The organism is Acutalibacter sp. LFL-21, from assembly GCF_025630755.1.
Taxonomy (GTDB): domain Bacteria; phylum Bacillota; class Clostridia; order Oscillospirales; family Acutalibacteraceae; genus Acutalibacter; species Acutalibacter stercoravium.
In genome coordinates, this window is record NZ_JAOTNT010000004.1 from 143382 (window position 1) to 166051 (window position 22670).

The 22670-nt window shown below is 60.9% G+C and carries 21 protein-coding genes and 1 riboswitch; of the genes, 8 read left to right on the top strand and 13 right to left on the bottom strand.

The window, feature by feature from the left end; all coding sequences use genetic code 11:
- Nucleotides 1–69: 69 nt before the first annotated feature.
- Together ODJ80_RS06295 and ODJ80_RS06300 are read right to left on the bottom strand one after the other, a co-directional pair.
- Complete coding sequence (locus ODJ80_RS06295; RefSeq protein ID WP_263041385.1) at nucleotides 70–1821, bottom strand: sensor histidine kinase; 1752 nt, start codon at nucleotides 1819–1821, stop codon at nucleotides 70–72.
- Nucleotides 1796–2503, bottom strand: a complete 708-nt coding sequence (locus ODJ80_RS06300; RefSeq protein WP_178862553.1) for a response regulator transcription factor — start codon at nucleotides 2501–2503, stop codon at nucleotides 1796–1798. Before ODJ80_RS06300 ends, ODJ80_RS06295 begins: the two co-directional genes overlap by 26 nt.
- 186 nt (nucleotides 2504–2689) lie before the next feature.
- Here ODJ80_RS06300 and ODJ80_RS06305 point away from each other — a divergent pair, with 186 nt between their 5' ends.
- The 3 genes from ODJ80_RS06305 (at nucleotide 2690) to ODJ80_RS06315 (ending at nucleotide 6464) form a co-directional block, all read left to right on the top strand.
- Nucleotides 2690–3502 carry a polysaccharide deacetylase family protein gene (locus ODJ80_RS06305; protein ID WP_263041386.1) on the top strand — a complete coding sequence of 271 codons (813 nt, stop codon included), beginning with the start codon at nucleotides 2690–2692 and terminating at the stop codon, nucleotides 3500–3502.
- Between the two features lie 90 nt (nucleotides 3503–3592).
- A complete protein-coding gene (locus ODJ80_RS06310) occupies nucleotides 3593–4852 on the top strand; it encodes an NAD(P)/FAD-dependent oxidoreductase (RefSeq protein WP_263041387.1) in 1260 nt (419 codons plus the stop codon).
- On the top strand, nucleotides 4842–6464 hold the full coding sequence (locus tag ODJ80_RS06315) for an NAD(P)/FAD-dependent oxidoreductase (protein ID WP_263041388.1): 1623 nt from the start codon (nucleotides 4842–4844) through the stop codon (nucleotides 6462–6464). Before ODJ80_RS06310 ends, ODJ80_RS06315 begins: the two co-directional genes overlap by 11 nt.
- 67 nt (nucleotides 6465–6531) lie before the next feature.
- Here the strand turns inward: ODJ80_RS06315 and ODJ80_RS06320 are convergent, their stop codons facing one another.
- From ODJ80_RS06320 to ODJ80_RS06335, 4 genes are all read right to left on the bottom strand, one after another.
- On the bottom strand, nucleotides 6532–7812 hold the full coding sequence (locus ODJ80_RS06320) for an O-acetylhomoserine aminocarboxypropyltransferase/cysteine synthase family protein (RefSeq protein ID WP_263041389.1): 1281 nt from the start codon (nucleotides 7810–7812) through the stop codon (nucleotides 6532–6534).
- Between the two features lie 86 nt (nucleotides 7813–7898).
- Entirely contained in the window at nucleotides 7899–8381 is a 483-nt protein-coding gene (locus ODJ80_RS06325; RefSeq protein ID WP_263041390.1) for a hypothetical protein, read from the bottom strand.
- A 203-nt stretch (nucleotides 8382–8584) separates the two neighbouring features.
- Complete coding sequence (locus ODJ80_RS06330) at nucleotides 8585–9166, bottom strand: dipicolinate synthase subunit B (RefSeq protein WP_263041391.1); 582 nt, start codon at nucleotides 9164–9166, stop codon at nucleotides 8585–8587.
- On the bottom strand, nucleotides 9163–10023 hold the full coding sequence (locus tag ODJ80_RS06335) for a dipicolinate synthase subunit DpsA (protein WP_263041392.1): 861 nt from the start codon (nucleotides 10021–10023) through the stop codon (nucleotides 9163–9165). The genes ODJ80_RS06330 and ODJ80_RS06335 overlap by 4 nt, the downstream gene beginning before the upstream one ends.
- Before the next feature lie 190 nt (nucleotides 10024–10213).
- Between ODJ80_RS06335 and murC the strand changes: the two genes are divergently transcribed.
- Genes murC through ODJ80_RS06355 form a run of 4 tightly spaced genes read left to right on the top strand, consistent with a single transcriptional unit; the run spans nucleotide 10214 to nucleotide 13645 of the window.
- Nucleotides 10214–11593, top strand: a complete 1380-nt coding sequence (gene murC, locus ODJ80_RS06340) for a UDP-N-acetylmuramate--L-alanine ligase (RefSeq protein ID WP_263041393.1) — start codon at nucleotides 10214–10216, stop codon at nucleotides 11591–11593.
- A 9-nt stretch (nucleotides 11594–11602) separates the two neighbouring features.
- Nucleotides 11603–11992: a DUF6483 family protein gene (locus ODJ80_RS06345; protein ID WP_022336601.1), complete on the top strand. Its 390-nt coding sequence runs from the start codon at nucleotides 11603–11605 to the stop codon at nucleotides 11990–11992.
- An 18-nt stretch (nucleotides 11993–12010) separates the two neighbouring features.
- The gene (locus ODJ80_RS06350; RefSeq protein ID WP_263041394.1) at nucleotides 12011–12823 is read left to right on the top strand and encodes a Cof-type HAD-IIB family hydrolase; all 813 of its coding nucleotides are present in this window, start codon (nucleotides 12011–12013) and stop codon (nucleotides 12821–12823) included.
- A gap of 6 nt (nucleotides 12824–12829) precedes the next feature.
- Nucleotides 12830–13645, top strand: a complete 816-nt coding sequence (locus ODJ80_RS06355; protein WP_263041395.1) for a Cof-type HAD-IIB family hydrolase — start codon at nucleotides 12830–12832, stop codon at nucleotides 13643–13645.
- A gap of 52 nt (nucleotides 13646–13697) precedes the next feature.
- On the opposite strand, the gene ODJ80_RS06360 is transcribed toward ODJ80_RS06355, so the two are convergent.
- Nucleotides 13698–14720 carry a rod shape-determining protein gene (locus tag ODJ80_RS06360; RefSeq protein ID WP_178862533.1) on the bottom strand — a complete coding sequence of 341 codons (1023 nt, stop codon included), beginning with the start codon at nucleotides 14718–14720 and terminating at the stop codon, nucleotides 13698–13700.
- 158 nt (nucleotides 14721–14878) lie between these two features.
- Here ODJ80_RS06360 and ODJ80_RS06365 point away from each other — a divergent pair, with 158 nt between their 5' ends.
- Nucleotides 14879–15439, top strand: a complete 561-nt coding sequence (locus ODJ80_RS06365; RefSeq protein ID WP_263041396.1) for a GNAT family N-acetyltransferase — start codon at nucleotides 14879–14881, stop codon at nucleotides 15437–15439.
- Nucleotides 15440–15501: 62 nt separating this feature from the next.
- Here ODJ80_RS06365 and ODJ80_RS06370 read toward each other — a convergent pair whose 3' ends face one another.
- The 6 genes from ODJ80_RS06370 to tuf form a co-directional block, all read right to left on the bottom strand.
- Complete coding sequence (locus ODJ80_RS06370) at nucleotides 15502–16185, bottom strand: HAD family hydrolase (protein WP_263041397.1); 684 nt, start codon at nucleotides 16183–16185, stop codon at nucleotides 15502–15504.
- 25 nt (nucleotides 16186–16210) lie between these two features.
- Complete coding sequence (gene recD2, locus ODJ80_RS06375) at nucleotides 16211–18424, bottom strand: SF1B family DNA helicase RecD2 (protein WP_263041398.1); 2214 nt, start codon at nucleotides 18422–18424, stop codon at nucleotides 16211–16213.
- A gap of 19 nt (nucleotides 18425–18443) precedes the next feature.
- Nucleotides 18444–18788, bottom strand: coding sequence for a hypothetical protein (locus ODJ80_RS06380; protein ID WP_263041399.1), 345 nt, complete (start codon nucleotides 18786–18788; stop codon nucleotides 18444–18446).
- Nucleotides 18789–18873: 85 nt separating this feature from the next.
- A complete protein-coding gene (gene metK, locus ODJ80_RS06385) occupies nucleotides 18874–20061 on the bottom strand; it encodes a methionine adenosyltransferase (protein WP_263041400.1) in 1188 nt (395 codons plus the stop codon).
- Between the two features lie 91 nt (nucleotides 20062–20152).
- Nucleotides 20153–20277, bottom strand: a riboswitch (SAM riboswitch).
- 79 nt (nucleotides 20278–20356) lie between these two features.
- Complete coding sequence (locus ODJ80_RS06390; protein ID WP_263041401.1) at nucleotides 20357–21220, bottom strand: hypothetical protein; 864 nt, start codon at nucleotides 21218–21220, stop codon at nucleotides 20357–20359.
- Nucleotides 21221–21404: 184 nt separating this feature from the next.
- Nucleotides 21405–22607, bottom strand: coding sequence for an elongation factor Tu (gene tuf / locus ODJ80_RS06395; RefSeq protein ID WP_263041402.1), 1203 nt, complete (start codon nucleotides 22605–22607; stop codon nucleotides 21405–21407).
- Nucleotides 22608–22670 lie beyond the last annotated feature (63 nt).

The window sequence follows — 22670 nt, forward strand, 5'->3', positions numbered from 1 at the left end:
ACCATTGTAGCAGAGAGGCTGCCCGTTTGCAAGAAAAAGCCGCACCCAAAGGCGCGGCTTGGAACGAGCTTATTCCTCCTGGGAGGGGGCCAGCTCCTCCTTGGGAGGGGGGGGTTCCGCCTCCTCTGCGGCGGGGGCGGAAGCAGCCTCCCGCGGGGCCTCTGCTGCGGCGAGGGGAGCGGGGGCCGGGGCCGGAGGCATCGTTGGCGCGGTGCGCACCAATGGGAACTGTACTGTAACGATGAACAGGTCCCCATCGGTATGCAGATGGAACTTGCCGCCGCAGGCCTCGGTAAAGCTCTTGGCAATGGAGAGCCCCAAGCCGCTGCCCTCTGTGGTGCGGTTCTGATCTCCCCGAACAAACCGGGCGGTGAGATGCTCGGCGTCCATGGTGATCTCACTGCGGGAGATATTGCGGATGCTGACCGTGGCAACCCCGTTTTGGGCGGCGACGGACACGTAGGCCCGAGACCCCTCCAGGGCATATTGGTCACAGTTGCGGATGAGGTTTTGGAACACCCGGTACAGCCGCTGGCCGTCTGCGTGGACCAGCATGGGCGCATCCGGAATATCCACCCGCCAGGTCAGGGTGGAATGGCGCAGGGTCTCCTCCATTTCCCCGAAGGTCTGCTGCAGCAGCTTGCCAATGTCCAAATCCTCCAGGTTCAGGCTGATATTGCCCGTGGCGGCCTTGGAGACCTCGAACACGTCCTGGACGATGTGGTTCAGCCGGTCCGCCTTGCGGGAAATGGTGTTGATGTAGTCCACCACATGGGGCGGCAGGTCCGGCTCTTTTTTCAGCAGCTCCACATAGCTGATAATGGAGGTCAGGGGCGTCTTGATATCGTGGGAAACATTGGTAATCAGCTCCACCTTGGTGCGGTCGGCCTTTACGCCCTCCTCCACGGCTTTCTGAATGCCGGTGCGGATCATGTTCAACTGCATGGCGCAGTCGTACAGATTGGAATTGGGGGCAATGTGGTTGACGGCGTTCAGGTTGCCGCTGTACATCTCCCGGATCTGACCCATAAGCACGTTCCAGTCCCGCAGGTCCCGCTTCAGGGCCAGGGTGTACCAGAATATGCTGCCAATGACCCCCGCAAGGGCAAAGCTTACCACCGCCAAGAGAAAGAGGTCCCGGATGGGGGCGGCGCGGGCGTCCGTCTCCGCCCGCCACAGGGCGATGAACAAGACCGCCGAGATCCCCAGCACCCCTACAATGACCGCCAGGGTGGAAAACAGCCGGCGGATGCTGCGCTGCTCAAAGCTGGTCAAGTCCCGGTAGTCGTTGAGGGCCCGCAGCAGGGAGCGGACGCTGTTGTGCCGGAAGAACCGGCGGTTCTTCCCAATATCCAGGCAGAGAAAATAGAGAAACACCACCGCCGCAATTACAGTGAACCAGCCGTAGGTAAAGTTGGTGTACATGTCGATGGTCATGGTAAAGAGCAGCACCAAGAGGATGAACAGCAGCTTGAACTCCACCCAGATCTTGGCCAACCAGGCGGCCAGCATGTCCTCAAAGGCGCGGCGGTCCCGGCGGAAAGCGAACACCAGCACCAGGATGCTGGCGGCCAACAGCACCAGGGAGCAGGCCATCACCGGCAGCCACTGGGGGTACTCCCCATAGGTCAGGTTGACGATGGCCTCCCCCAAGCCGGCCGCCACTGTGGGGTCTAAGGCGACAAAGAGCAGAGAGAGCAGCCCCGCAGTGAGAGTGCACAGCAAAATCATAAAGCTGAGCCAGGACACCGCCCCCTTAAACATGTCCCTGCCGCGGGACTCGGCGCCCTTGGGCTCAGTGCTTTTCAAATTTGTATCCAATGCCCCACACCACCTTCAAGTATTCCGGTTCGCCGGGATTGATCTCGATTTTCTCCCGGATGCGGCGGATGTGGACCATCACCGTGTTCTCCGTGGAGTAGGCGGACTCGTTCCAGATCTTGCTGTAAATCTCCTCCGCCGGGAAGATACGGCCCGGGTTGCGCATCAGCAGCTCGACGATTTTCGTCTCTGTGGCGGTGAGCTTGACGGGCTCCCCGTCGGCGTAGAGCACATGTTCGTCCAGGTTGAAAGTGAGCCGCCCGTTGACGATGGTGTTCTCCCCGCTGGAGTGGATATCCCCCAGGCTGGTGTACCGCCGCAGCTGGGACTTGACCCGGGCCACCAGCTCCATGGGGTTGAAGGGCTTGGTGATGTAGTCGTCCGCGCCCATGGAAAGGCCGATGACCTTGTCGCTGTTCTCGCTTTTGGCGGAGAGCACGATGATGGGCAGGTTCTTCTTCTCCCGGATCTTCATAATGGCGGAAAGGCCGTCGAGACGGGGCATCATCACGTCGATGATGATGAGGTGTATGTCCTTGGTCATGGCCAGGTCCAGGGCCTCCATGCCGTCGTAGGCCTTGAAAACGGTGTACCCCTCGCTCTCCAGATTCAGGGCGATGGCCCGCACGATTTCCCTGTCATCATCCACTACCAGGATATTTTTCTTTTCTGCGCTGTCCATAAGCTTGGTCCCTCCTGCCCCCGCGCTGCGGCGGGGCTCATTCTAAAATAAAGTATAAGGCTGGTTCCTTACATTCCGGAAAACGAAATTCTTACGAAAATCATACAGCATTTTGTCCCAGCGCGCAAGTGCCCCTGTCATCTTCCCCGCCGGGACGCATATAGATTCCCGAGAGGAGGAAGGGATATGAAGCGCTTTTGGCAAACGGCAAAAAAGAAGGGCCTGGTGCTGGCCGCTTTGGCGGCGGCGCTGGTCCTGTGCGGGACTGTGACTCTGCGCGCCCAGTGGGGCGGCGCGGTGATGGCCTCAGCGGAGGTCACCAACTGGGGGCTGCGCTTTGGGGAGGAGGGCCAGCCCCCCGCCGGCAATGCGGATGAGGCCTATTTGGCCCAGTACAACGCCCTGTTCCGGGCAGACACGGAGGAAAAGGTGCTGTACCTCACCTTTGACGCGGGCTTTGAGAACGGCTGCACTGCCCCCATCCTGGACGCGCTGAAAAAGCACAATGTGCCCGCCACCTTCTTCCTGGTGGGCAATTACCTGGAGACACAGCCGGATTTGGTGCGCCGCATGGTGGAAGAGGGCCACACCGTGGGCAACCACACCTACTCCCACCCGGACATGTCCGCCATTGCCGATGAGGGAAGCTTCCGCCAGGAACTGGAAAAGAATGAGGCCCTGTACCGGGAGCTGACCGGCCAGGAGATGCCCAAATTGTACCGGCCGCCCCAGGGGAAGTTCTGCCAGTCCAACCTGGAGATGGCCCAAACACTGGGTTACCGCACTGTGTTCTGGAGCCTGGCCTATGTGGACTGGTACCAGGACGACCAGCCCACCCGGGCGGAGGCCTTCGACAAACTCGTCCCCCGGGTGCACCCCGGGGCGGTAGTGCTGCTGCACAGCACATCCCAGACCAACGCGGAAATCTTGGATGAGCTGCTGACCACTTGGGAGGGCATGGGCTACACCTTTGGAAGGCTGGAAGAAATCAAACTATAATTCTAATTTAGAAATAAAAACAGCTGCTTCCCCTGTACAATGAGGGAAAAGCGCCGGTGAGCGCGCACTTTTTCGCAAGGAGGCGGCTGTATGGAACGGTGGGATGTGGTGGTCGTGGGGGCGGGGGCCTCCGGGCTGATGGCCGCCCAAGCGGCGGCACGGACCCTGAAAGCCCAGGGACAGCCGGGGGCGGTGCTCCTGGTGGAGGGCAATCCCAAACCGGGAAAAAAGCTGCTGGCCACGGGAAACGGCCGGTGCAACCTGACCAACCTGGAGGCCTCCCTCCCCCACTACCACGGGGACGGGGCCCTGGCCGCCCCCCTGCTGGAGGAGTACACCCCCCAGCGCATTCTGGAGGAATTTGAGGCCTTGGGACTGCTGTGCCGGGCCGACAGCGAGGGCCGGGTCTACCCCCGGAGCCTGCAGGCAGCGGCGGTGCTCCAAGCCCTGCGGGGCGCCTGCCAGGAGGCCGGGGCCATTTTGCGGTGCGGCTGGGGCGTCACGGGCATCCGCCGAGAGGAGGGCGGCTTCCGCCTGGAAAACTCCCAAGGAGAGGCCCTGTGGGCCGCCCGCTGCGTGTTGGCCTGTGGAGGGAAGGCCTCTCCCAAGCACTCCTTCTCCGAGGGGGGCTACCGGCTGGCTCAGGACTTGGGCCACCGGGTCACCTCCCTGCGGCCCAGCCTCACCGGCCTGCAAAGCCCCAAGAAGTGCCTGCGCTCCCTAAAGGGGATGCGGGTGCGGGCAGCCGTCTCCCTGCTGCGCCGGGGGGAGGTCCTGCGGGAGGAGAAGGGCGAGGTGCTCTTTGGAGAGCGGGGGCTCTCGGGCATCTGCGTGTTCGATTTATCCGCCTATCTGCCGGAGGGCTGCCGGGATGGGGAGGCCGCCCTGGACCTGCTGGAGGAGCTCTCCTACCGGGAGGCCCTGGCCTTTTTGGAGCGCCAGGCAAAAGCCCACCCCCGCCGCCCGGCCTGGGAGCTCTTTTCCGGGGTGGTGAACCTGCGGGTGGGCGAAGAGCTGATGAAGGAGCTGGGGCTTCCCCGGGAGGCCCTGTGTGGGGAGCTGACACGCCAACAGCTGCGGAAGGCGGCCGCCTTGGCCAAGGATTGGCGGTTTCCTGTCTCCGGCACTGGGGACTGGGACAGCGCCCAGGTCACCGCCGGCGGGGTGCCGCTGAACGAGGTGGACAGCCTGACGATGGAATCCAGGCGCTGCCCCGGGCTGTACCTGACGGGGGAGCTGCTGAATATCGACGGGGACTGCGGCGGGTTTAACCTGCACTGGGCCTGGGCCACGGGCCTGGCTGCCGGGCAGGCCGCCGGGAAACGGAGGAAGGGATACCATGGGAAATAACAGCGGGGCGGGGCCCTTTTTGAAGCTCTCGGGCCTGAAGCTGCCCCTGGATTTTCAAGAGGCGGATGTAAAGCGGGCCGCCGCCAAAAAGCTGCGCCTGCCGGAGCGGGCTGTGACCCAGGTGCGGCTGGCAAAGAAATCGGTGGACGCCCGGAAAAAAGAGGACGTCCACTTTGTGTGCCAGGTGGAAGCCGCCATCGACGGGGATGTGGAACGGCTGCTCTCCCGGCGGCGGGACCCCTCCATCCAAAAGACTGTGCCCTACCGCTATGAACTGCCCCGCTGCGGCAAACTGCCCCAGCGGCCGGTGGTGGTGGGCTTTGGCCCGGCGGGGATGTTCGCCGCCCTGCTGCTGGCCCAGTGCGGCCAGGCCCCCATCGTGCTGGAGCGGGGCAAGCCGGTGGAGGAGCGGGAGCGTTCCGTTCAGCGGTTTTGGAAGGAACGGGTGCTTGACCCCCAGTCCAACGTCCAGTTCGGCGAGGGCGGGGCGGGCACCTTCTCCGATGGCAAGCTGACCACCGGCACCGGGGACAGCCGCATCCGCAAGGTTCTGGAAGAACTTGTAAAAGCCGGCGCCCCAGAGGAAATCCTCTATGAGGCCAAGCCCCACATCGGCACGGACAAGCTGCCGGGGGTGGTGCGGGCCATTCGGGAGCAGGTCATCGCCCTGGGGGGCCAGGTGCAGTTCTCCACCCAGGCGGCGGGGTTTGTCTTGAAGGATGGCAGGCTCGCCGGGCTGCGGCTGCGCACGCCCCAGGGGGAGGAAATCTTGGAGTGCTCCCAGGTGATCTTGGCCATAGGCCACAGTGCCCGGGACACCTTTGAGGAGCTGCACCGGCTGGGACTGCCCATGGAGGCCAAGGCCTTCTCCGTGGGGGCCCGCATCGAGCACCCGGCGGCCCTCATCGACCGGGCCCAGTATGGCAGCTTCGCCGGGCACCCGGCCCTGGGGGCGGCGGACTACAAGCTCTCCTGCCACCTGGAAAACGGCCGGGGGGTTTATACCTTCTGCATGTGCCCCGGCGGGTACGTCACCGGGGCGGCCTCTGAGGAGGGGGGCGTGGTCACCAACGGCATGAGCCCCTGGGCCCGGGATGGGCAAAACAGCAACGCCGCCCTGCTGGTGGGGGTCACCCCGGCGGACTACGGCGCAGAGGGCCCTCTGGCGGGGGTGGCCTTCCAGCGGAAGATCGAGCGGGCGGCCTTCCAGCTGGGGGGCGGGGATTACTCCGCTCCGGCCCAGCGGGTGGCGGACCTGTTGGAGGGTCGGGCCTCCACTGCGTTCGGGGGCGTCTCTCCCACCTACGAGCCGGGAGTGATCCCGGCGGACTTGGGGGGCTGCCTGCCCGGGTTCGTCATCGACTCCATGAAGGCAGCCCTGCCTATCCTGGGGCGCCGGCTCCGGGGCTTTGACGAGGGCGACGCCCTGCTCACCGGCCCGGAGACCCGCAGCTCTTCCCCGGTGCGGGTGCTGCGGGACGAGAGCTGCCAGTCCCCCCTGGCCCGGGGGCTCTACCCCTGCGGGGAGGGCGCGGGTTACGCGGGGGGCATTGTTTCCGCCGCGGTGGACGGCCTGCGCTGCGCTGAAGCCCTGCTGCGGGAAGCCCCATGACAACACACACGCAAAAAGCTCCTCTGGCTGAAGCCAGGGGAGCTTTCTTTTTCGTTCGTGCAAAGGGTCAGTGGGTGGCCTTTTCCAGGGCCTGGCCGATGTCCGCCAGGATGTCCTCCGGGTTCTCAATGCCCACAGAGAGACGGATCAAGTCTGGGGCCACGCCGGCCTCCTTCAACTGCTCGTCGCTCATTTGCCGGTGAGTGGTGCTGGCCGGATGGAGGCAGCAGGTGCGCAGGTCCGCCACATGGGTGACCACAGAGGCCATCTCCAGGCTGTCCATAAACTTGGTGGCGGCTTCCCGGCCGCCCTTCACGCCGAAGGACACCACGCCGCAGGTGCCGTGAGGCATGTACTTCTTGGCCAGGGCGTGGTTGGGGTTCCCCTCCAAATCGGGGTAATCCACCCAAGCCACCCGGGGGTCGGCCTCCAGGAACTGGGCCACCTTCAGGGCGTTGGAGCAGTGGCGCTCCATGCGCAGGGCCAAGGTCTCCAGACCCAGGTTCAAGAGGAAGGCGTTCATGGGAGCGGCCTGGGCGCCGATATCCCGCATCAGGTGGGTGCGGCACTTGGCGATGTAAGCCGCCGGGCCGAAATGCTGGGTGTACACAATGCCGTGGTAGGACTCATCCGGCTGGGTGAGCATGGGGAACTTGCCGTTGTCCCAGTTAAACTTGCCGGAGTCCACGATGACGCCGCCCACCTGAACAGCGTGTCCGTCCATGTACTTGGTGGTGGAGTGGGTGACGATGTCCGCTCCAAATTCCATGGGGCGGCAATTGATGGGCGTGGGGAAAGTGTTGTCCACAATCAGGGGCACACCCTGCTCATGGGCGGCCTGGGCGAACACCTCCAGGTCGGCCACCGCCAGAGAGGGGTTTGCCAGGGTCTCAGCAAAGACGGCCCGGGTGTTGGGGCGCATGGCGGCCCGCAGCTCTTCCGCGGTGGCGGAGGGAGAGACAAAGGTGGTCTCAATGCCCATCTCCTTCATGGTCTTGTAGAACAGGTTAAAGGTGCCGCCGTAAATGGCGCTGGAACTGACCACATGGGACCCGGCGGGGCAGATGTTCAGCACGGCCATCAAATTGGCAGCCTGGCCGGAGGAGGTGAGCAGGGCGCCCACGCCCCCTTCCAGGGCGGCAATTTTTTTCTCTACAACATCGTTGGTGGGGTTGGCCAGGCGGGTGTAGAAGAAGCCGTCCTCCTGCAGGTCGAAGAGGGCGCCCATCTCCTTGGAGCTCTCGTAGACGTATGTGGTGCTCTGCACAATGGGGGCCACACGGGGCTCCCCGTTTTTCGGCTGATAGCCCGCATGGATGCAAAGGGTATCCAGCTGATAGTCTTTCATAAGCGCATTTTCCTTTCCACAAGTTTTAAATTTGTACGAAACCGGCTTCTCTGCTGGAAAGGCAGACTTCCGGATGCACGCCTTTTTCAGAACAGGCTCTTCAGCCAATTGGCCGCCGCGTCCGCGCCAAACACCACCAGCATGACCACCAGCAGGAACGCCAGCACGGAGACGGTCTGTACCAGGATTCTCTTCTTCCGGGGCATATCCTGAAAGGTCTCCCCTTCTCCCCCGGCCTGGGCCCGCTCCTCCTCCACCTGGCGGCTTACCTGGGTGGAAAGCTCTTTTGCGGCGGAATAGTCCTTCCAAGCCACCAAAACAGTTTTGTCCGTGGGCATCACGTCCCCCTCGTAGAGATAGGAGATCCGCCCGCCCTGGAAGGGCTCCATCCGGTAAGAAAGGCCCTGCTCCTGAAAGCGCTTTTCCAGCAGCCCGGCGGTATATTGATCCGCGCGGTGAAGGAGGACCAAGTCCTCCTCCGCTACAGGGCGGAGCTTGCTGCTTTTGCAGTTGGGGCATTTGGAAGTGGCGTCCGGGCACACGCCGCGGCATTTGGCACAATAGAGCATAAATCCTGTCCTTTTCCTTCAAAAATACTCCACAGCCGGAAGGGCCCGGCTATGATATCCCTTATCATACCCCAAAACGGGAAGCTTGTAAAGAAAGAAGTTTTCCAGGCAGGCTCTACGCCCGCCAAGAGGGGGCACCAGCCGGGCGCGGGGGCTGCAAAATCACCGCGTCCCGTGGAAAGCGCCCCTTTTCCCTTCTTGGCTTATCCCCCGGTTTGAGGGGGCAGGAACACGGGCTGGAGCTGTCTGCCTTCCAGGGCCAGGGCGATGGTTCGGGGCAAGAGGGAGAAATCCGCCACCAGGGAGACAGGCTTTTTCACTGGGTCATCCTGACGAAGGGGCACCAGGTACACGTTTTTTGTATTCAGTAGACGCAGCAAATTGGGGCCGGAGGCCGCCATGGCGTCGTTGGTGGCGCAGCACAGCACCACTGGGATGCCGATGCGCAGGGAGGATTTCACAGCCATGGTCACCGGGGTATCCGTGATGCCTGCGGCAATTTTCGAGAGGGTGTTGCCCGTGCAGGGACACACCACCATGGCGTCCACAAGGCCCTTGGGCCCAATGGGCTCTGCCTGAACAAGGGTGTGGAGCACCTCCCGCCCCGCTGCCTGTTCCAAGCGGGCCACCCAGTCTGCCGCTTTCCCAAAACGGGTGTCTGTTTCATAGGCGGTTTGGGACATGAGGGGCAGGATGTTGTATGTCTGCGCCAGGAACTCCAGCTGCGCCAAACTTTTTTCAAAGGTGCAGAAGGAGCCGCACATGGCGAAACCAATGGTCTTCATCCGAGATCACGCCTTTCTTGCAGCATGTGGTACACAGCCTCTTTGATCAGTTCTCCCGAGGCCTTGGGGGAAAAGCGCCCCGGCAGAGAGGGGGCGTCCAGCAGGAAGAGGCCGCGCTTCTCCGCCGCGGCCCGGTCGATGCCGCCGGGGGCGCTGGCCAGTTCCAACAGCAAGGTGTCCGGCCCTTGGCGGGAGAGGAGCTCCTCCCCAATGACCGGGGCAGGCACCGTGTTGAAGATCACATCGTAGGGGGCTGCGAGGCCGCCATAGGTACGGGGGGTGCAGCCCAGGGCCCGGATAGCCGCCAGGTCCCAAGGCTTGCGTGCGGCGCAGTCCACCTGGGCGCCCAGGCCACGCAGCGCCAGGCACAAGGCCTTGCCGATGCGGCCAAATCCCGCCACCAAACAGCGGGAGCCCCCCAGCGCGCCGGGGCTGTGCTCCACAGCCAGGGCCACGGCTCCTTCTGCCGTGAGAAAAGCGTTGCCCAGGGTCAGCTCCTCCCGGGCATAATAATCCAACACAGGGAGCGCTGCCCACAGGGGGGAACTTTTCCGCAGCCCGCCTGCCATGCCTGCCAATACGGTGCAGCCCTTCAGGTTCTGGGCCAGGCCGCTGTCCAACAGGATGGGGGCCCGGGCCAGCGGCGCGTTGAGGGTGATGCCGTCCCGGGTAGCGGGCAGGGGCAGCAAAACCACTTGGCAGAGCTGCCCCAGCTCTTCTGGAGAGAGCTGGGGAAACCCCTCGGCGCCCTCCCCCCTTTCCAAACCGCACAGAGAGACAGGATGGCCGTCCTCCCGCAGGGACCGAGCCAGGTACAGCTGCCGCCGGTCGCCCCCCAAAATGCCAAAGCATGTCATAACGCTCTCCCCTTTCCCCTAGGCTTCCGGTCATTTTTATAGTATGGCGGCGGGGAGAATTTGGTTCCCCCCGGAAGATCCTGGCTTTCTTTTGGGAAATGTGTGATTAGGGCTTTATTTTAAGAGCGTTTTGCCATATAATAAAAGTAATTATAGGAAAACACTATCCCGTGTAAGGAGAGCTTTTATAATGGATACAAATATTCTGGACCATGTGAGGAAACTGCACTTTGTAGGCATTGGCGGTTCTGGCATGTGCCCAATGGCGGAAATTCTGCACCACAAGGGCTATGAGCTGACCGGCTCTGACATCAACGAATCCGATACCCTGGAGCGAATTAGAAGCTATGGAATCCCGGTGGCCATGGGCCATCGGGCGGAAAATATTGGCGATGCGGAGTGCGTGGTTTACACGGCGGCTTGCAAGCAGGACAACCCCGAGCTGGTGGCTGCCCGGGAAAAGGGGATCCCCACCCTGGAGCGCTCTGTGATGCTTGGGCTGCTGGCCCGGAAATTCAAGCGCCCCGTGGCGGTCTCTGGCACCCATGGCAAAACCACCACCACCGCCATGCTCACGGAAATCCTCATCCAGGGCGGCATGGACCCCAGCGCCATTATTGGGGGAAAGCTGCCCATGCTGGGGGCCAACTCCCGCATTGGGCACAGCGAAACCATGGTGGTAGAGGCCTGTGAGTATGTGGACACCTTCCTGCAGCTCCATCCGGCGGTATCGGTGATCCTGAACATTGACGCGGACCATCTGGATTATTTTAAGACCGTGGACAACATTGTGAAATCCTTCCACCAGTTTGCCAGCCAGACTTCTCAGCTCATCGTGGTCAATGGGGACAACGAGAGGGCTTTAGAAAGCGTGAAGGGCATTGAAAACGCCAAAATTGTCACCTTCGGCATGAGGGAGACCAACGATTATTACCCCACCGAGATGAACGAGGAGGACACCGCCTGCGAGGACTTCACCCTGACCTATCACGGGGAGAAGCTGGGCCGGGTGAATTTGATTGTGCCTGGAGAGCACAACATGCTCAACGCCATTGCCGCCGCTGCCGCCGCCCACTGCCTGGGCGTGACGCCGGAGGCCATTTGCTCTACCTTGGGAAAGTTTACCGGAGTGCACCGCCGCTTTGAAGTTCTTGGGAAATTTGAGGGCGTCACCGTGGCGGATGACTTTGCCCACCATCCCACCGAGCTCACCGCCGTGCTCACTTCCGCTATGCGGATGGGGTACCACGCTGTATGGGCTGTGTTCCAGCCCCACACCTACTCCCGCACCTACAACCTGCTGGAGGATTTTGCCCAGGCGCTGTCCATCCCCAACCACCTGGTGATGACGGAGATCCTGGCTGTGCGGGAGGAGAACAAGTGGGGCATCCACACCAGCGACCTGGCGGCGAAAGTTCCCGGCAGCGTGTGGTTTGACAGCTTTGAGAAAATCGCGGACTATGTGATGGAGCAGGCCCAGCCCGGGGATTTGATCCTCACTTTGGGCGGCGGCGACATCTATAAGTGCGCTAACCTGATTGTAGAAAAGTACAAGGCGCGGCAGCCGTAAGGAGGGGCCATGCTCACCGAGGACTATATTGTGCGGATGATCCGGGACATGGGCCAGATGCTGGCCCGGGTGCTGGGCAGCCAGGCCTGGGAGCCGGACCGCTGCGCGGAAGTGTGGGAAGCCGCCGCGGGGGACTGCCCTCCCCTGCTGGAGGAGCTGAAAGCCCTGTGCGGCCGGGGGGAAATCAACGCGGCGGAGAACCTGCTCTTTGAGGAGCTGGACTTCTCCGACCCCGGCACCTTGCCCATTGCCCTGGCCTTTTACGAGCACCTGAACCGCTTTACCGACCAGGAACTGGAGGCTCGGGACTACTCCCGGGAGGAGATTTTCGAGGGCGTGAAAGACTGCGCGGAACAATACGGCGTGGACCCCCAGCTGCTGGAGGCGTTCCGCCCGTAAACGGAAAGGACAGAGTGGATGATTCGAGCCATTTTCTTTGACATTGACGGCACCTTGCTGGACCACTCCCCGAAAGGGGGCGGCAGGATACCCCCCTCTACCCTGCGGTGCCTGGAGGCCCTGCGGAAAAAGGGCATCAAGCTGTTTGTGGCCACAGGGCGCATCCCCGCCATGGTCACCTTTTTGGAGGACCTCTTCCCCTTTGACGGTTTCGTCACCTTGAACGGCCAGCTGGCCCTGGACCGGGAGGGCCGGGTGCTCCACCGGATGGCCCACCATCCCCAGGACATCCGCAAACTGGCGGAACTGGTGGAGGCGGACCCCTTCCCCTGCCTGGTGATCGAGGAAAAAGACAGCTTCTTTATGGTAGAGACCCCCATCATCCGGGAGCACTTTCAAAAGGAGGGGCTCTCCGCCCCGGGCAGCTACCACATCGCCCGGCTGGAGGAGCACCCCATCCTGCAATTCCTGGCCTACATACCCAAAGAGGAGGCACAGCGGCGGCTGGCCTCTCTGGAGCACATCGAGATCACCTCTGCCGGCGGGACCATCCTGGACATCATTCCCAAGGAGGGCGGCAAAGAGGTGGGCATCCAGGCGGTGGCGGACCGGTACGGCTGGCAGCGGGAGGAGCTGCTGGTCTTTGGAGACGGGGACAACGACGCCCGGATGCTGTCCTGGGCGGCCCACAGCGTGGCCCTTGGCAACGGCACCCCCGCCGCCAAGGCAGCCGCAGGCTATGTGACCACCCCCGTGGGAGAGGACGGTGTGCAGAACGCCCTTCTCCATTTAGGGGTGTTGACGGAGGAGGAACTTTTCCCAGAAGGGTGATACACTGTGATCAAGGCTCTCTTTTTCGACATTGATGGCACGTTGATCCATCATGCGGCGGGAGGTATTGGAGAGGTCCCCCCTTCTACGTTGCAATGCTTACAGGCTCTTCGCAAAAAGGGGGTCCGCCTATTTGTAGCAACGGGAAGGCCCTTAGAAATGGTGGGATTTCTCGATTCGATTTTTCCGTTTGACGGGTTCATCACATTTAATGGTCAGTTGGCTACCGACCAAAAAGGGGAAGTATTGCATCGCGTTTCTCATCATCCGAGAGACATTCGCCAGTTGGTGGAATTGGTCCATGCCGATCCTTTTCCATGCTTGTTACTTGAACAGGACCAGAAATTCTATGTGACGTATTTTGACGTGATGCAAAAGCATTACGAAATGGCTGGATTGCCTGCGCCACAGGGGCCATATGACCTTGCAAGATTGGAAGACCACCCTATTCTACAATTTTTAGCGTACATTCCTCCGGAAGAGAAATACCGCCTTGCTCCTCTGGAACACATTGAGATCACCAGTGCAGGGCCCCTTTGTTTCGACGTCATTCCCAAAGGCGGCGGCAAAGAGGTGGGCATCCAGGCGGTGGCGGACCGGTACGGCTGGCAGCGGGAGGAGCTGCTGGTCTTTGGAGACGGGGACAACGACGCCCGGATGCTCTCTTGGGCGGCCCACAGCGTGGCTCTGGGCAACGGCACCCCCGCCGCCAAGGCCGCCGCAGGCTATGTGACCACCCCCGTGGGAGAGGACGGCGTGCAGAACGCCCTCTTCCATTTAGGGGTGCTGACGGAGGAGGAGCTCCGTGCGGAACAGGCATGACAAAAGCGGGCTGGAACACACCAGCCCGCTTTTTAGGTACCATTTTTAAGTTTTATGAGTAGGCCACCAGGGGATTCAGCTTGCCGTGGCCGCGGTCCATCTTGTCAATATACTTGATGGCCCGGCCCGCGCCCAGCACCACGCAGTTCTCAGGCTCGTCAAAGGTGACCACCGGGATCTTGGTCTTTTTGGCAAGCAGAGTGGAAAAGCCGTACAGGTTGGCAGAGCCGCCGGTAAGGTAGATGCCGTCGGTGAAGATATCCGCCAAAAGCTCCGGAGGGGTGGCCTCCAGGGTCTCCTGGACTGTGCGGATGATGGAGATGGCGGGCTCGATCAGGGCCTCGATCATCTCGTCAGAGTTCATCACGGTGGTCTCCGGCAGGCCCGTCATGGCGTTGCGGCCTTTCAGAGTGAATTCCATCAGCTTTTTGCGGGGATAGGCGCAGCCAATGGCGATCTTGGCCTCTTCCGCGGTGCGGTCCCCGATGAGCAGGTTAAACTTCTTGCGCACATATTTGATGATGGCGTCGTTGAAATCCGCCCCGGCGATGTTGCAGGAGTTGGACACTGCGATGCCGTTCAGGGAGATCACCGCCATATCTGTGGCGCCCTCGCCGATATCCACAATCATGGTGCCGTGGGGCACGGCAATATCCACCCCCGCGCCGATGGCCGCGGCCACAGGCTCCTCGATGAGGCAGACTTTCCGCACGCCGGCAGCGGTGATGGCCTCTACCACGGCCCGCTTTTCCACCTCGGTGACATTGCAGGGCACGCTGACCACCACCCGGGGCATGAACACCCGGCTGGGGCTGATCTGCCTTAAGTAATAGCTGATGAGCTGCTCTGCCATGGAGAAGTCCGAGATGACGCCGTTTTTCAGGGGCCGGGACACGGTGATGCGCTCGGAGGTGCGGCCCAGCATATTATAGGCGTCGCCCCCCACGGCGATAACCTCTTCCGTCAGGTTGTCCACAGCAATAATGGAGGGCTCGCTGATCACGATGCCCTTTCCATCCAGATACACTTTGAACCGGGAAGTCCCCAGGTCGATAGCGATATCGGTTCCTATCATCCTTACAATCATCCTTACTCAGCACAAATTCCCAAGGTCGTTATTCTGTGTTATTATACTACATCCTTGCCCTTTTTTCAACAGGGGAAATCTTTTCCTTGCGCTTCTTCCCCACTTGTACTATACTTTCTCCTAAAATAGAGAAGGAGGGGTTCCAAATGGCGCGGTATCAAGAGCTTTTTCAGGGAAAGAAGCAGGTGTTCCTCATCCGCAATGGAGAGGCCGCCGACGCCCCGGCGGTGATGCGGTATATGTCCCAGGTGAACCGGGAAACCACCTTTTTAAGCATGGAGGCCGGCGAGTTCGAGAAGGTCTTTTCCCTGGAGAAAGAAACGCAGCTGCTGGCCGAATGGGCCCCTTCCCAGTACCATTTAAGCCTTCTGGCCCAGACTGAGGCGAGGGAAATCGCCGCAAGCTGCAACTGTTCCTACTCCACCGAGAAGCGGCGGTACCGCCACCGGGCCAGCCTGGGCCTCTCCGTGCGCCAGGATTACTGGCGGCAGGGCCTGGGGAGGCGGCTGCTGGAGATTCAGGAGGGGTGGTGCCGCAGCCAGGGCATCACCAAGCTGTGCCTGGAGGTGGACACCAGCAACACCCCAGCCCTGGGGCTATACTTGCGAATGGGATTTGAGGTGGAGGGAACCCTCCGCCGGGAGGTCCACATGGCGGACGGCTCTTATCGGGACCTATATATCATGGCTAAGTTTCTGGATGAATAAGGCAAAAAGGCTGCGGCCCTGGAAAACGGGAACCGCAGCCTTTTCCTCTTTGGGAAATGTATCTATGTTTCCTTCCATGCCTCTAGGACGCCGGGCAGCCCCTCCAAGGAGGATACGATGGCATCTGGGAACACATCCCCCACGAGAAGCGATTTTCGATTGACCCAAACAGTTCGAATCCCCACTTTCTTCGGACCGATCACATCATCTTTTAACGAGTCCCCCACAAATACGGTTTCCTTCGGAGAAAGGGCCAGCGCCCGCAAAATGGGCTGGTAAAAGGCCGGGGACGGTTTATAGGCCCCCAAAGCCTCTGAGGTGAACACATGCTGGAAACGCAAACCCGCCCGCGCTAAATCCCGCAGGAGCGGGGCTGTATCCGTTGTGGAAGCCACACAGAGCAGGTACTGGGTGGCAAGGGACTCCACCACCGCCTTCACCTCTGGATAAGCGGTGCGGGTGCCCTGATAACGGAGCATCACCTTCACATCCTCCGCCGGATTCCGGGAAAAACCGTATTGCCGGTAGAGCATGGCCAGGCCCTGGGCATACAGCCGGGCCTCTGTGCGAAAGGAGGGGAGCTCCTCCATCAGCCGGTGGTGAAGGGCTTTCCACTGGCCGTAGAATTCCGCTGGGGAAAGGTCTTCCCGCCCATTGCGGGCCAGGATCTCCTGGGCTGCCTGCACAGAACCCGTTCCCGTGTCAAAGAGCGTGCCATAGGCATCCAGAAGCACTGCTTTTATCATGTGTGACAGCCTTCCCTCCCAGAAATCATTCCTCCCGCTGCAGGAACCACTTGAGCCCTGTATAGCGGCGTGTTTTGCGGTCATTTTCGATCATGGCGCTGATAACGCTCCGCTGGCCCACCAGGATGAGCAGCTGCTTGGCCCGGGTGACGCCTGTATAGAGCAGGTTTCGATAGCACAGCTGGAACGGCGGACGCAGCACAGGGATCACCACCGCGGGGAACTCATTGCCCTGGCTTTTGTGGATGGTGACTGCATAAGCGGGCTCCAATTCCGTGGAGGCGTGTTCAAAATCGTAAAGCACATCCTTGTCGTCGATATGGACGTGGATGGCCCCGCCGGGCCTGTCAATTTCCGTAATGACCCCCATATCGCCGTTGAAGATTCCCTGCCCGCTGGTGCCGTCCTCCCTGGTCCAGGGGAGGTCATAGTTATTGCGGACCTGCATCACCTTGTCCCCCTCCCGGAACAGGCTGCCGTTCAGCTTGACCTCCCGTTTCCCCTTGGCGGGGGGGTTGATAGCCTCCCGCAGGAGCTTATTCAGCTCTACCGTGCCCAGTTCTCCCTTTCGCCCAGGACAGAGCACCTGGATATCGGAAAGGCTGGAAAACCCATAGCTTCGTGGCAGGCGCACCCCGCACAGGGATACCATCAGCTGGGCCGCCTTGGCCGGCTCCTCTTGGGGGAGGAAAAAGAAGTCGCTGTCATGGCGGCGCAGCTCTGGCAGCTTTCCCTCCACAATGCGGTGAGCGCTGAGGACAATCAAGCTCTCCATAGACTGGCGGAAAATCTCTTTGAGCTGCACCGTTGGGAACAGCCCAGAGGCCATCAGGTCTCCCAGCACGTTGCCCGCCCCCACGCTGGGCAGCTGGTCCGCATCTCCCACCAGGATCAGCCGGCAGGAGAAGGGCAGGGCCCGCAGCACGCTCTCAAACAGGTAGGAATCCACCATGGAGAGCTCGTCGATGACCAGGCAGTCGCATTCCAGCGGGTTGCGCTCGTTGCGGGTGAACACCGGCTCGTCGTGCTCGTCCCAGTCCACTTGCAGCATCCGGTGGAGGGTCTTGGCCTCCTCCCCGGTCAGTTCGCTCATGCGCTTGGCGGCCCGGCCCGTGGGGGCGGCCAGGAACACCCTCTCCCCCGCCTCTTTCAGCAGGCGGATGATGGCGTTTAATGTGGTGGTTTTGCCGGTGCCTGGCCCGCCGGTGAGGATGAGGATGCCCTGCTCCAAGGCGGCCCGAATGGCCTCTTTCTGCTTGTCCGCATAGCGGATGCCGTCCGCGCTCTCAATCGCGGCGATCTTTTCCTCTGCCCCGCTGATGGCATGGGGGGACATGGAGAGCATGGCCCTCATCCGCGCGGCGATGTAGGACTCTCCCGCATGCTGCTTTTGCAGGAACACATACGCCCTCTCCCCGAACTCCTCCCACACGGTATGGAAGCCTTGGCACAAGGTGTACAAGGCGTCTTGAACGGCCTCTAAATCCACGGAAAGGAGCTGGGCGGCAGCCTTTTCCAGCTTGTCCGCAGGCAGGCAGGTGTGGCCGTTGTTCAGGTTGTGCCGCAGCACATACAGCACACCGGCCTGCACCCGTCCCTCATCGTCCCGGGGCTTTTCCATGCTTTCAGCAATGGCGTCGGCAATGTCAAAACTGATGTCCAACCCCTCCCCGCACAGGCAGTAGGGATCTTCCTGAATACAGGCGATAGAGGCCTCCCCAAACTGTTTCCACACCAGCACGGTCTCTTCCGGCCGGACACCATAGGCCCCCAGGAACATCATCAATTCCCGGATGCCGTAAACACGCTTGAGCTCCTCCCCCAGGGCCTTGGCTTTTTCCGGGGTGATGCCCTTGATCTGGGCCAAGCGTTCCGGGTCCTTCTCCATGACTTCCAGGGCCTTGTCGCCGAAGGTGTCGATGATGCGCCGTGCCAGGGCAGGGCCCACGCCCTTCACTGTGCCAGAGGCCAGGTACTTCAGCATGGCGGCTGTGGTGGCTGGCCGGGCCCGCTCAAAGGTCTCTGCCTTGAACTGATCCCCGAAGGAGGGGTGGCTCTGCCAGGTGCCATAGATGCGCAGCTCCTCCCCCTCGCTGACAAAGGGGAAGGCCCCCACCACGGTGACCAGGCCCTCTCCCGCCGCCAGCTCCAGAACGGTGTATTGGTTTTTGTCGTTGTGATAGATAACGTGCTCTACGGAGCCGGAAAGCTCCAGCAGGGCCTTTCCCTGTTCTTCCAAATCGGTTCCCCCATAGCGGCTAATCCGCTTGATCGCTCTGCAATATATGATACACCAAATCCTGGGTTTTGCAAAGGGTCAGCTGCGGATAGCGCCGCTCCAGCACTTTGCAGATCCCCTCCACCTGGGGGTCCTGCCTCTTATTGACGCACACCAAGCGGCAGGGGCCCCAATCCATCCATTGGAGCCTGGCCACCCCTGCCCGGATGAGCTGCTCGCACTCCTCCCCATCCTCGATGGAAAGCACCAGGGTGATGGCACCGGGGCGCAGGGGCCGGGTGATCCAAAAAACCAGCATCCGCACCAGCTCAATAAGCCCCAGGGCCGCCAGGGCCGCCGTCACGCCCCAAAACACGATTTCCAATCAGACCACCTCCCACACACATCCTATGCAGGGAAAAGGCGGCGTGTCACACAGAAAAAGGACGGGCACCAGGCCCGCCCCTGTTTTACTGTTCCGCCACGGCCCGAAGAAGGGCTTCGGTGCGGTTTTTCTTTTCCCACGGCACGTCCAGGTCTTCCCGGCCCATGTGGCCATAAGCGGCCAGCTGCCGGTAGATGGGACGGCGCAGGTCCAGCTCCTTAATAATGGCAGTGGGGCGCAGGTCAAAGACCTTTTCCACAGCCTGTGCCAGCAGCTCGTCGCTAACCCTGCCCGTGCCAAAGGTATCCACCATGATGGAGACGGGATGGGCCACACCAATGGCGTAGGCAAGCTCGATCTCGCAGCGCTTTGCCAGGCCGGCGGCCACGATGTTCTTAGCCACCCAGCGGGCGGCGTAGGCAGCAGACCGGTCCACCTTGGTGGGGTCTTTGCCGGAGAAACAGCCGCCCCCATGGCGGCCGTAGCCGCCATAGGTGTCCACAATGATCTTCCGGCCTGTAAGGCCGCTGTCTCCTACGGGGCCGCCGATCACAAACCGGCCGGTGGGGTTGATGAAGATGCGGGTGTTTTGGTCCACCAGCTGGGCGGGCACCACGGGCTTGATCACATACTTGATCAGGTCCTTCTTCAGCTTGTCCATCTTCACGTCCTCGTCGTGCTGGGTGGAGATGACAATGGCATCTACCCGCTTGACAGTGTCCCCGCCGTACTCCACGGTGACCTGGGTCTTGCCGTCGGGACGCAGATATTTCAAGGTGCCATCCTTGCGCACAGCGGCCAGCTGTTTGGCCAGCTTGTGGGACAGGGAGATGGCCAGCGGCATCAGCTCGGGGGTTTCGTCGCAGGCATAGCCGAACATCATGCCCTGGTCCCCGGCGCCGGTGAGAGAGTTCTCATCGGTTTCGCCGTTTTTGGCCTCCAGGGACTGGTTGACGCCCATGGCGATATCGGGGGACTGGGTGTCGATGGAGGTGAGCACGCCGCAGGTGTTGCCGTCAAAGCCGCACTTGGGGTCGTCGTAGCCAATGTCCTTCACCACCTGGCGGACGATGGCGGGGATGTCCACATAGCAGGAGGTGGTGATCTCCCCCATCACATGGATCACACCGGTGGTGGCGGTGGTCTCGCAGGCCACATGGGCCTCGGGGTCCTGTTCTAAAATGGCGTCCAGCACTGCGTCGGAGACTTGGTCGCAGACCTTATCGGGATGCCCTTCTGTTACAGATTCGGAAGTAAAGAGCTTTTTTGTCATCACAATTCCCCTTTCTAAAAATTTCCACTCCTATCAAGCTTCTTTTTTGAGAAAAAGAAAAGGACCGCTCGAAAAACGAGGGTCCTTTTTCACCTCATCTTTCGGTATACACCGCAGGAATTGGCACCTTTTGGTCAGCCAAACCACATGGTTTCTTGGCTTTCCCTAGGTTGCCGGGCATCACAGGGCCTGTCCCTCCGCCTCTCTTGATAAGGAAGTATGCAATTGTGTGACAAATAGTATAGCATGCTGTGAAAGCGTTGTCAACAGGAAGTTTCTATCTCCGATATACCCTCTACCGGATACGGCTTGCCAGCGCCCCCCTGGCCAAGCCCAGGCCCACCAAGGGCGGCACCATCCCAACCAGGAAGGACGCGAGCATCAAAACAGCCGCCACTTGGGGAGAAAGCTCCCAGGGAAGGAAAGATAACCCCAATCCCACGCCGAGGAAGGATGCGGCCCCGAACAACGGCAGGTATTTTACCTGGCGGGTCCAGTCTGGGGATTTGCCCAGGAAGAAGCCCATCACCGCGGCAGCCAGCTGTGCCACCCCGCAGGGGCCGGCCAAAAACAGCGCCGGGATGATGCTCTCTACAGAAAGGAACACGCCCTCAGGGATGGGTACAAACAGCGCCACAAAGGTGCAGGCCCAACTTAGAAAGGCGACCAGATATGGGACTAGGACACACTCGCCCCACACCAGGCCGTATACCAGCCACGCCCGGCGCAGTCCCTCAGGGCGGGCGGCTAACTCCCTTCCCCACCGGATGACAGAGCCCAGGGCCATACCGGGCAGAGCCAGGGCCATGCCTGTGGAGAACAGCCCCCACTCCGGCAGATTAAAGCTCCCCTTGGAGAGCATATTGGCCAGGGAGAAGGTGCCGTACTGCATGAGAAAAAAGCCGAAGCCAAAGTACAGCAGCAGCCACCACTGGCGGCCCTTCCAGCTTTTGTCCAAACCCATCAAAAGGGCGATGATGAAATTTGCCAAGGGCAGGGTGAAAAGCTGCACAAGGAACGAGTAGCCCATGGCTCCCATACCGCCGGCAAAGAGCCAAAATGCCGCATAGCACACCGCCAGCACAATGGAATAGGCCAGCACTTGTTTCCCTCTGGAAGAAAGTTTTTTCCGTTTCGTATCCGTTGCCAGTTCGCTCATAGGAGTTCCTCCTTCCTCAACAATCACCTCTGCTTACAGTTTCATTATATCAGAAGTTCCAGCAAAAGAAATGGTTTTAAGAAATGAGCAAGAAAGAATTTATAAAAAGCGCCGGATTTCACAACACAAAAAGACCGCCCCTTGCGGGACGGTCTTCTGTGTTCAGAAAAGATTCCGAAAGAACTTAGGCGTTGATAGCGGTGACCACGCCGGAGCCAACGGTACGGCCGCCCTCGCGGATAGCGAAACGCAGGCCCTCTTCGATAGCGATGGGGGTGATCAGCTCAACGTCCATCACCACGTTATCGCCAGGCATGCACATCTCGGTGCCTTCGGGCAGGGAGATGACGCCGGTCACGTCGGTGGTACGGAAGTAGAACTGAGGACGGTAGTTGTTGAAGAAGGGAGTATGACGGCCGCCTTCATCCTTGGTCAGGACGTAAACCTGGCCCTTGAACTTGGTGTGGGGATGAATGGTGCCGGGCTTGGCCAGAACCTGGCCGCGCTCGATGTCGGTACGCTGAATGCCGCGCAGCAGAACGCCGATGTTGTCGCCAGCCTCGGCGAAGTCCAGCAGCTTGCGGAACATCTCGATGCCGGTAACGACGGACTTGCGGGTCTCGTCAGCCAGACCAACGATCTCAACTTCCTCGCTCATCTTCAGAACGCCACGCTCCACACGGCCAGTGGCAACGGTGCCGCGGCCAGTGATGGTGAAGACGTCCTCAACGGGCATCAGGAAGGGCTGGTCAGACTTGCGCTCGGGAGTGGGGATATACTCGTCCACAGCGTCCATGAGCTCCAGGATGGGAGCATACTCAGGAGCGTTGATATCGGTAGAGGTGCTCTCCAGGGCAGCCAGAGCGGAACCCTTGATGATGGGGGTATCGTCGCCCGGGAACTCGTACTCGTTGAGCAGGTCGCGGATCTCCATTTCGACCAGCTCCAGCAGCTCAGGATCGTCCACCTGATCGCACTTGTTCATGAACACCACGATATAGGGCACGCCCACCTGACGGGAGAGCAGGATGTGCTCACGGGTCTGGGGCATGGGGCCGTCGGCAGCGGACACAACCAGGATAGCGCCGTCCATCTGAGCAGCACCAGTGATCATGTTCTTCACGTAGTCAGCGTGGCCGGGGCAGTCCACATGGGCGTAGTGGCGCTTGTCGGTCTGATACTCAACGTGAGCGGTGTTGATGGTGATGCCGCGCTCGCGCTCTTCGGGAGCCTTATCAATGTTGGCGTAGTCCATGAACTGGGCGTCGCCCTTCATGGCCAGAACCTTGGTGATAGCGGCGGTCAGAGTGGTCTTACCGTGGTCAACGTGGCCAATGGTGCCAATGTTAACGTGCGGTTTCGTTCTTTCGAATTTTTCCTTTGCCATTGGGATTTCCTCCTTTTATTTGCAAGAAAAGATATTCCGGCTTTATACGCTTCATTGTACCAA